The organism is Nodularia harveyana UHCC-0300 (assembly GCF_034931085.1).
In the GTDB taxonomy this organism is placed as follows: Bacteria; Cyanobacteriota; Cyanobacteriia; order Cyanobacteriales; family Nostocaceae; genus Nodularia; species Nodularia harveyana.
The window spans coordinates 1-7,635 of record NZ_JAYGHG010000057.1 but is presented as its reverse complement, the minus strand read 5'-3'; the positions used below and the strand labels follow the sequence as shown (position 1 = coordinate 7,635).

Here is a 7,635-nt window from a genome sequence, read left to right as displayed (position 1 = left end):
TTCACAGTTGTTACTGGGATTCAATAATTTAATTGCAGCCATGAATCAATTTAAACCCTTTTATGATTCTGGATGATTTAGCTCCTTAACTACTTCCTTATTCCGGAAAGTGACAGAAGAGGGGTATATGGTTTATTACAGGAATAAAGCACTTACAATTCCTATCTAACTCATTACTATTCTTATTTAGTCTTAAATTATCCAGTAAAAGTAATTCTATACATTGATGTTTTTTAGTTTGAAAGGGAGGACTTGCAATCACACAATCAAATTGATTAATCCAGTTATTTAAAGTTTCATCATCAATAGTAGAGTTTATAGAAACTATTAACTTAGTCCATACTCTTGCAAAATCAACTGTGTCTTTCTTTTTGGAAAGATCCTTAATTTCTTGAGAACGACCTTGAGCGTACAAAAGTGCAATAGCATAAGCTCGTTTAATTAAAAATTTATCTGATTCACTTAGTTGATTATTTTTCTCAGATTCACTTTGCTGATTATCTGAATTATCAGCTAATAGGGATAGCTGAGAGGGTGTTTGAAAAGTATTAGATGAAACCAATAATCTCCAAAAACCTAACCCCCCTTCCCCCCTTCCCTACCAGGGAATGGGGGTTTCAAAGCCTCTCTCCGTGTCGGGGAGAGGTTTGGAGAGGGGTTTATTTATACATTAAAAACTTTTCAAACATCCTCTGAGATTCTTTTTGAATTTCTGGAAATTCACCCTTAACAATTTCTAATAATTTTTCAGTTTTTAATTTGTGCATATTAATTAATTCCTCTTGCAATTCCAGAGGTGCATAATCAATAGGGGGAATAGTATTATTTTCCATAGTCATAGATTTTTCCTCATTTAGTGATCTAGAAAATACTTTAATTCAGTATATCCTATGTTACTAAATTAGAACTTGATCTACACAGATTAAACCCGCTTATGTAGGTTCAAAAATCTTGTTTTAGTCCACGCAGGTGGACTTCGTTTGTATAGTTCCGCGATTTATAATCGCCAGGGCTGTTTGTAAATACCCAAATTAATATACGATATATTGTAGTATAAATTTATTCTTATGCCAGCTAAAGACATTTACCATAATACCGTTAGAAATGCCCTAGAAAAAGATAATTGGCAAATCACTAAAGATCCATTTGTTCTCAAATGGGGTACAAGAGATTTATATATAGACTTAGGTGCAGAAAAACTCATAGCCGCCGAAAAAACCGGACAGAAAATAGCAATCGAAATTAAAAGCTTTATAGGTGCTTCTCCAGTCACCGACCTAGAAAACGCTTTAGGGCAATATATCTTATATTACGACATTCTCTCACGCTTAGAACCTGAACGCCGCTTATATCTCGCTATTCGTCAAGAAACCTACTCAGAACTATTTCAAGAACCAGTTGGTACAATATTATTAGAAAATCAACGCCTTTGTTTACTTGTCTTCGACTCCAAACAAGAGATTATACTGCAATGGATACCTTAGATAAATATCGCCAAATCATTCAAAAAATCTTAACCGAATATTCCCAACTTTCCTACGCCTACGGAGAACTAGAAAGACAACTAATAATAGACCAAACCGCCAACCATTACCTACTACTAACATTAGGCTGGGAAAATAATCAACGAGTGCATGGTTGCTTAGTTCATATTGACATAATCAACGATAAAATCTGGATTCAAAGGGACGGAACAGAATACGGTATAGCCAACGAACTTGTTAACGCTGGTATTCCTAAAAATCAAATAGTTTTAGCCTTCCAACCAGCCGATATCAGAAAATATACCGAATTTGCAATTAGTTAAAACCTTGCGATTCTTCCTTTGCGACTTTGCGCCTTTGCGTGAGATAAAAAATATTTAAACATCCGGCGAATGTATAGCAACCGCCAAGGTTGTTAGGACATGGCAAAAGCTTAAAACCCAGTTACAGAGAGTCTTTCACTTTTGACTTTTGACTTTTGACTTTTGACTTTTGCTATAATTCGCATCTACACATACAAAACACGCCTAAGCGGGTTCAAAATCTTGTTTATCAGTCCACGCAGGTGGATTTCGTTTGTATGGTTCCGCGATTTATAATCGCCAGGGCTTCTAAATAAAGACCCAAAAATCTCAGCGTCATTAATCATTAGGAGGATGCCAATTTAAACTAATCCAAATTGCCCTAGCTTGTACAATATCTTCATTATTTAACCTTAAAACTAGAACCGTTGCTCTTCCACAAGCAGTTATACCAATAATATGAGTACCACCATTTGCCCACTGAAAATGCTCTAACCATCTTTGTTGACGAGGATTAAACAAAGATATAGATTCATTAGTTACAGGATCATTAGCCTTTGTTTTTGCCCCTTTAAATTCATTACAGCGATAACAGGAAGCAGATAAATTTTCTCGCTCATCACTTCCACCTAATGAACTAGGCAAAATATGATCCATAACTAAAGGCATACCTATTAAACGGCTAGATGTGCGGCAATATTCACATCTATATCCAGCCTCATTAATGACTTGTTGACGAATAGATTTAGGGATGGATGACACTGATATTAATCTACTAATTGCTCAAAACCTGGCAGAGAATAGCCTTTCCACCGTAAAAGTGCATAAGCATAGGCTTTTTTCAACATTAAATAATCAGCGCTCACTCGCAGCGACTTCAACAACAACCTATCTGATTCATTTAATTGATTATTTTGATTTTTTTCTAAAAGTTGGAAATGTAATTCTTGTTGACTTTCAGGAATTTTACTTTGAGCAATAGGTAATAAATCCTCAATCATTAATTGCTGCATAGCGATTAATTCCCCTTGCAATTCCAAGGGTGCATAATCAACACCAGGAGGCGAATTAGTTTGGGTACTCATGACTTTTGTAAAAATTACTTAATTTTTAGTATAGGCTTTACATGAAAAAAAATTCACCCACCACCGCTAATAGATGGCTGTGTTAATGGGATTTCATCAGCCTGACCATTAAAAGCTGCTGCTAACTCAGGACTACTAATAGCGATCGCACTTTCATGCCATTCATGAATAATAGCATCAATCAAATCCCACAATATACTGAATTTGCAGCGAGTTAAATTCTATAGCTTATGCTGCAAGCGACTGAGGCGTTCTGAATAACTTTTCATCACCTTAATTGCAAATACAGGCGTTTCTTGAACTGCAAACAGAAACCCAGACTCGTCTAAATATGCAAGTTTACAATTAGTCTTAGCGATCGCCGTATAGGTTCTTGCTTTAATCCCCACAAGTATACCAGTACCAAACACCTCACCGGAATGAATTATTTCTATACTCTTGTCATTAACTAATATTTCCACCTCTCCTTCTAAAATCCCATACATACAATCACCAGGCTGTCCTTCCTTAAAAATGACTTCACCAGGGGAAAATGTTTGGGGGTCTGGTTGTTTTTGAAAGATGCTGAGGGTAACTACAGGACTTAACATAAGACAGTCGCCAACTCTCTGGATTTTTAGGGGTATGCTTGGTCTGGCAACACCAGAACCGATAAAACTATAACAGATATTTAGTAGCATAGATAACCATTACCCAACAAATTGGTTAATAAACTCAAATTTACGACATTAAATTAAATTTTTGCCCACAAACCGGATTTTTTTCTAGAACCTAACCCAGCAAAACACCGTTATTTGGCAATTTGGCAGACATACCTTTTTAGTCAGTGGTATCTTTTTATTGTGCAAGGGGTGTAGCAGCAGTAGTCTGGATTAATTAATCTGGGCTACTCCTGCAATTTTATTAACTTTGAAGTTAAGCACGAGTCAATAATTCTAAATTATGACCATCGAGGTCATAGAAATAAAAACCGCGTCCTCCCATTCTCTGATTAATTTCACCCGTCTTTTGATGCATGGGGTCGCTACTATATTCAATTCCCATGTTTTTGATGCGGGTAAAAATGGCATCAAATTCTTCATCACTGACATGAAAAGCATAGTGGTGAGATTCAAATTCTTCTCTATCAGCAAAATCGAAAGTTAATTGGTCATTGACACGCACAACAGCAAAATGACTAACGGGACTATTAACTTTTAGCCCAAAAATTTCTGCAAAAAACTGTGCAGACTTGTCTTTGTTATGTACAGGGATGATTGTATGGTCTAAAGTAATTGTCATATCACACCTTCCATTTTTGGAAAATTACTTTGGCTAAAATCTACATAAACAGCAAAGTCACCACAAATAAACAATCATATTTATTACTGATGAAATATTCTGGCTGATTTATGGTTGAATTACCAAACTATTGCTTAATATTGATGTAGTTTCTCTATTTTAGCGATTAATTTTCTCTTACTGATGATCAGGCGCGTTACAATTTTCTGAAAAGTGAATATTTCTGAACAAGTTATGGAATTAACGCCAATACCCCCACCGGTGAACCAGAACCATCACGCAACCTCAAAATACCAATCATTAAAGTAGTACCTGTAGCTGGTAGCTGATTTAAATTGGTGAGATTTTCCAAAATAATCCCTTGCTGTGCCAATACTAGACTATTAATATCAAAAGTCTGATCTTTTCCAGGGTCTACACCATGAGTATCAATACCTAAACCAGCAATTTGCCGTTTTTCCCACAGAAACTGAGTCGCATCGTAGCTAAATCCAGGAAAGTGCATAATTCCCTGAGAATCTCGGTTAAAAAAGGCATTTTTATCTAACCATTTATCTTGCCATCCAGTATAAAGGATAACTAAACTCCCCGCAGGAATTTCACCGTTTTTTTCCTCCCAAGCCAGAATATCAGCAATAGTCAAGACGTAATCAGGATTTAGCTGTGCTGCTTCGCAGACATCGATAACTACCCCAGGTAATACCAGCGACTCAGCCGAATATTGGTCAATTCCTATGTCATGCTGGTGAAAACTGTTAGGCGCATTCATATGAGTAGCGCTGTGTTCTCCTAAACTAAAACGTCGCAGATAATAACCATCCTCTGGGATGTTAGCGACGGTGCTAAATTCAACTGGAGGATCACCAGTCCATTGGGGAATATCTATATCTATTATATGGCTAAGATGTATGATTTTTGAGTAGGTTATGGTGTGGCTATTTTTGTTCATTGATGCAAATAATCACGGATTTTTGATCTAGAATTTGATAATTTTTTCTTGACGCGCAGAAAGGAGTATAGTTTTTATAGTTAGTTTTTTACTAAAATTTGAGATAGGAGAATTTAAATCATGTCTAGTGATACAGTTGCTTATGTGGAAGAAAGTGAATTTGATGCTCTTTTAAGTAATGAAAAAGTTGTAGTTGTTGATTTTACAGCTACTTGGTGCGGTCCTTGTCGTCTTGTGAGTCCATTGATGGATCAATTAGCGGAAGCATACAAAGATCGCGTTAAGGTGGTAAAGGTTGATGTTGATAATAATAAGCCCATTTTCAAAAAATTTGGTCTGCGTAGCATTCCGGCGGTTTTAATATTCCAGGATGGTAATTTAGCAGAAACTATTGTGGGTGTTTCTCCTTATGAACAGTTTACTACTGCGGTTGATAAATTACTGTAATACCAATTTTATCTAAGGCTGCATAGAATTATAAAATCCATTAATTTGTCCGTCTTTATCTGCGTTCAATTATTCTGGAAATCTTATTCTATGCAACTTCATTGATGTAACTGATCAACCTGCAAGAGTTTGTAATTAAGAGATAATTAATATCTTAATTATTTATCATAATATTCCTGTTAAGTAGGTACTGGAATAGAAGAATTATAACAGGGTATGTATAATATTTGATGAGTTTAAAGTTATATGATTAGTTAACTTTAATTTAAAGGTAATTTACATTACACCACTGATAAATTTATACATGATTACCGAATGCCGATTTTGGCACATAATTAAATTCGGTGATATCAGCCCATTAACCAGAAATCATAGTTTTTCGGTGATATGAAACTAAGTCTCTGCATGATTGTTAAAAATGAAGTAGCCACACTACCTAAATGTTTAAATAGTGTGAAGGGTGTGGTGGATGAAATGATCATACTAGATACTGGTTCAAGCGATCGCACTCCTGATATTGCTCAAGAATTGGGTGCGAGAGTATATCATTTTCAATGGTGTGATGACTTCAGCGCGGCGCGAAATGCAGCACTCAAATATGTAACTGGTGATTGGATTTTGGTCTTGGATGCTGATGAAACTCTAACGAGGGAAATCATACCACAAATCAGGGCGGCAATTGAAAATGAAGAATATCTGCTAATTAACCTGGTACGTCAAGAAGTAGGCGCGGAACAATCTCCTTATTCTTTGGTGTCTCGATTGTTTCGTAATCATCCCCAGATTCACTTTGAACGTCCCTATCATGCTTTGGTAGATGAGAGTGTCTCGGCAATTTTAAACCAGGAACCTCATTGGCAAATTGGTTATTTACAAGGGGTGGCTATTTCACATAAAGGATATCAGAAAACGGCGATCGCCCAAAATAATAAATACGCTAAAGCCAAAACCACAATGGAGGCTTTTCTAGCTACCCATCCCAATGATCCCTATCTTTGCAGTAAGTTAGGAGCATTATATGTGCAGAGTGGTAAACTTACCCCAGGGTTAAAGTTATTAAAAAGAGGTTTACAGCAGGTGATTTCTGTAAATGAGGAAGGAACGCCAGCAGAAAACTATGAAATTTTATATGAATTACATTACCATTTAGGCATTGCCCACAATCATTTACAAGATACTCAACAAGCTATAAATCATTATCAATCGGCGATTAAACTGCCAATTTATCCTATACTTAAATTAGGTGCATATAACAATTTAGGCAACTTATTAAAAGCTTCTGGTGATGTGAATGGTGCTAAAACAGCTTATGAAACAGCTTTAAAAATTGACCCTACTTTTGCTGTAGGATATTATAATTTGGGAATGTTATTCAAAGCTTTGGGTTTATTTACTGATGCGATCGCCTCTTACCAAAAAGCCATCAAATTTAATCCCAACTATGCCCAAGCCTATCAAAATTTAGGGGTAGTACAGTTAAAAGTTGGCAATGTTCAAGGTAGTTTAACAGCCTTTCAAAATTCCATCCTGCTTTACGAACAACAAAACCCCGCAGAAGCTAACAGACTACGCCAAGGTTTACAGGAAATGGGATTGATGCCATCCTGAATGCTGAATATTTAGAAACAATTGGGGGTAAGTTTTGTGATATGTATTTTTATACGAGCTATTATCAACTCTAGTTAGTCCACACCTGAAGAGGATTACTTTGTGAGACGTGATGCCATTTTTTATAAACTTTTTCAGCGTTCCCCTCGGCTGCTATTTGAATTAATAGAACAGCCCCCAACAGCAGCCCAAAATTATCGCTTTGAATCAGTTGAAGTCAAAGAACCAACATTTCGGATTGATGGGGTATTTTTACCACCACCAGATGTAACACCCCAAATTATCTTTTTTGCCGAGGTACAGTTTCAAAAAGACGAATTATTGTACCATCGGTTTTTTTCAGAATCGCTGCTATACAGCATTTCCGGCTATTATGAAGTACAGTAGCAGCAACTAGCAAACCAGTTTCTTAAATGTTGAGGATTGATTAAGTCGAGTGCAACTGAGATTAGTTTATCAACCATTTCTGTTGTAGTTGG

12 protein-coding genes and 1 pseudogene are annotated in these 7,635 nt (G+C 36.2%); 5 read left to right on the top strand and 8 right to left on the bottom strand.

The window, feature by feature from the left end:
* Positions 1-97: 97 nt before the first annotated feature.
* Positions 98-562, bottom strand: a complete 465-nt coding sequence (locus VB620_RS20550; protein ID WP_323198014.1) for a hypothetical protein — start codon at positions 560-562, stop codon at positions 98-100.
* A gap of 97 nt (positions 563-659) precedes the next feature.
* Positions 660-839, bottom strand: coding sequence for a hypothetical protein (locus tag VB620_RS20545; RefSeq protein WP_323198013.1), 180 nt, complete (start codon positions 837-839; stop codon positions 660-662).
* Positions 840-1,067: 228 nt separating this feature from the next.
* On the opposite strand from VB620_RS20545, the gene VB620_RS20540 reads away from it, so the two are divergent.
* Both VB620_RS20540 and VB620_RS20535 read left to right on the top strand, forming a co-directional pair.
* Positions 1,068-1,484: an element excision factor XisH family protein gene (locus VB620_RS20540; protein WP_323198012.1), complete on the top strand. Its 417-nt coding sequence runs from the start codon at positions 1,068-1,070 to the stop codon at positions 1,482-1,484.
* A complete protein-coding gene (locus tag VB620_RS20535; protein ID WP_323198011.1) occupies positions 1,472-1,807 on the top strand; it encodes a XisI protein in 336 nt (111 codons plus the stop codon). Before VB620_RS20540 ends, VB620_RS20535 begins: the two co-directional genes overlap by 13 nt.
* 318 nt (positions 1,808-2,125) lie before the next feature.
* On the opposite strand, the gene VB620_RS20530 is transcribed toward VB620_RS20535, so the two are convergent.
* From VB620_RS20530 to VB620_RS20505, 6 genes are all read right to left on the bottom strand, one after another.
* Positions 2,126-2,548 (bottom strand): HNH endonuclease, encoded by a 423-nt coding sequence (locus tag VB620_RS20530; protein WP_323198010.1) that lies wholly within the window; start codon positions 2,546-2,548, stop codon positions 2,126-2,128.
* Between the two features lie 5 nt (positions 2,549-2,553).
* Positions 2,554-2,871: a hypothetical protein gene (locus VB620_RS20525; RefSeq protein WP_323198009.1), complete on the bottom strand. Its 318-nt coding sequence runs from the start codon at positions 2,869-2,871 to the stop codon at positions 2,554-2,556.
* 53 nt (positions 2,872-2,924) lie between these two features.
* Positions 2,925-3,056 (bottom strand): hypothetical protein, encoded by a 132-nt coding sequence (locus tag VB620_RS20520; RefSeq protein WP_323198008.1) that lies wholly within the window; start codon positions 3,054-3,056, stop codon positions 2,925-2,927.
* Between the two features lie 36 nt (positions 3,057-3,092).
* Positions 3,093-3,461 carry a cyclic nucleotide-binding domain-containing protein gene (locus VB620_RS20515; protein WP_323198015.1) on the bottom strand — a complete coding sequence of 123 codons (369 nt, stop codon included), beginning with the start codon at positions 3,459-3,461 and terminating at the stop codon, positions 3,093-3,095.
* Between the two features lie 325 nt (positions 3,462-3,786).
* Positions 3,787-4,152 (bottom strand): VOC family protein, encoded by a 366-nt coding sequence (locus VB620_RS20510; RefSeq protein ID WP_323198007.1) that lies wholly within the window; start codon positions 4,150-4,152, stop codon positions 3,787-3,789.
* Between the two features lie 232 nt (positions 4,153-4,384).
* Positions 4,385-5,101: a cyclase family protein gene (locus tag VB620_RS20505; protein ID WP_323198006.1), complete on the bottom strand. Its 717-nt coding sequence runs from the start codon at positions 5,099-5,101 to the stop codon at positions 4,385-4,387.
* Positions 5,102-5,221: 120 nt separating this feature from the next.
* Between VB620_RS20505 and trxA the strand changes: the two genes are divergently transcribed.
* The 3 genes and pseudogenes from trxA to VB620_RS20490 all read left to right on the top strand — a co-directional run.
* Complete coding sequence (trxA, locus tag VB620_RS20500) at positions 5,222-5,548, top strand: thioredoxin (protein ID WP_323198005.1); 327 nt, start codon at positions 5,222-5,224, stop codon at positions 5,546-5,548.
* 387 nt (positions 5,549-5,935) lie between these two features.
* The gene (locus tag VB620_RS20495; protein WP_323198004.1) at positions 5,936-7,156 is read left to right on the top strand and encodes a glycosyltransferase; all 1,221 of its coding nucleotides are present in this window, start codon (positions 5,936-5,938) and stop codon (positions 7,154-7,156) included.
* Between the two features lie 102 nt (positions 7,157-7,258).
* A pseudogene (locus tag VB620_RS20490) lies at positions 7,259-7,513 on the top strand (DUF2887 domain-containing protein); the annotation flags it as partial.
* Positions 7,514-7,635: the final 122 nt, after the last annotated feature.

Coding starts and splice junctions, on each gene's coding strand:
- VB620_RS20545 (WP_323198013.1), bottom strand. CDS start 839: ATGACTATGGAAAATAATACTATTCCCCCTATTGATTATGCACCTCTG.
- VB620_RS20540 (WP_323198012.1), top strand. CDS start 1,068: ATGCCAGCTAAAGACATTTACCATAATACCGTTAGAAATGCCCTAGAA.
- VB620_RS20535 (WP_323198011.1), top strand. CDS start 1,472: ATGGATACCTTAGATAAATATCGCCAAATCATTCAAAAAATCTTAACC.
- VB620_RS20525 (WP_323198009.1), bottom strand. CDS start 2,871: ATGAGTACCCAAACTAATTCGCCTCCTGGTGTTGATTATGCACCCTTG.
- VB620_RS20515 (WP_323198015.1), bottom strand. CDS start 3,461: ATGTTAAGTCCTGTAGTTACCCTCAGCATCTTTCAAAAACAACCAGAC.
- VB620_RS20510 (WP_323198007.1), bottom strand. CDS start 4,152: ATGACAATTACTTTAGACCATACAATCATCCCTGTACATAACAAAGAC.
- VB620_RS20505 (WP_323198006.1), bottom strand. CDS start 5,101: ATGAACAAAAATAGCCACACCATAACCTACTCAAAAATCATACATCTT.
- trxA (WP_323198005.1), top strand. CDS start 5,222: ATGTCTAGTGATACAGTTGCTTATGTGGAAGAAAGTGAATTTGATGCT.
- VB620_RS20495 (WP_323198004.1), top strand. CDS start 5,936: ATGAAACTAAGTCTCTGCATGATTGTTAAAAATGAAGTAGCCACACTA.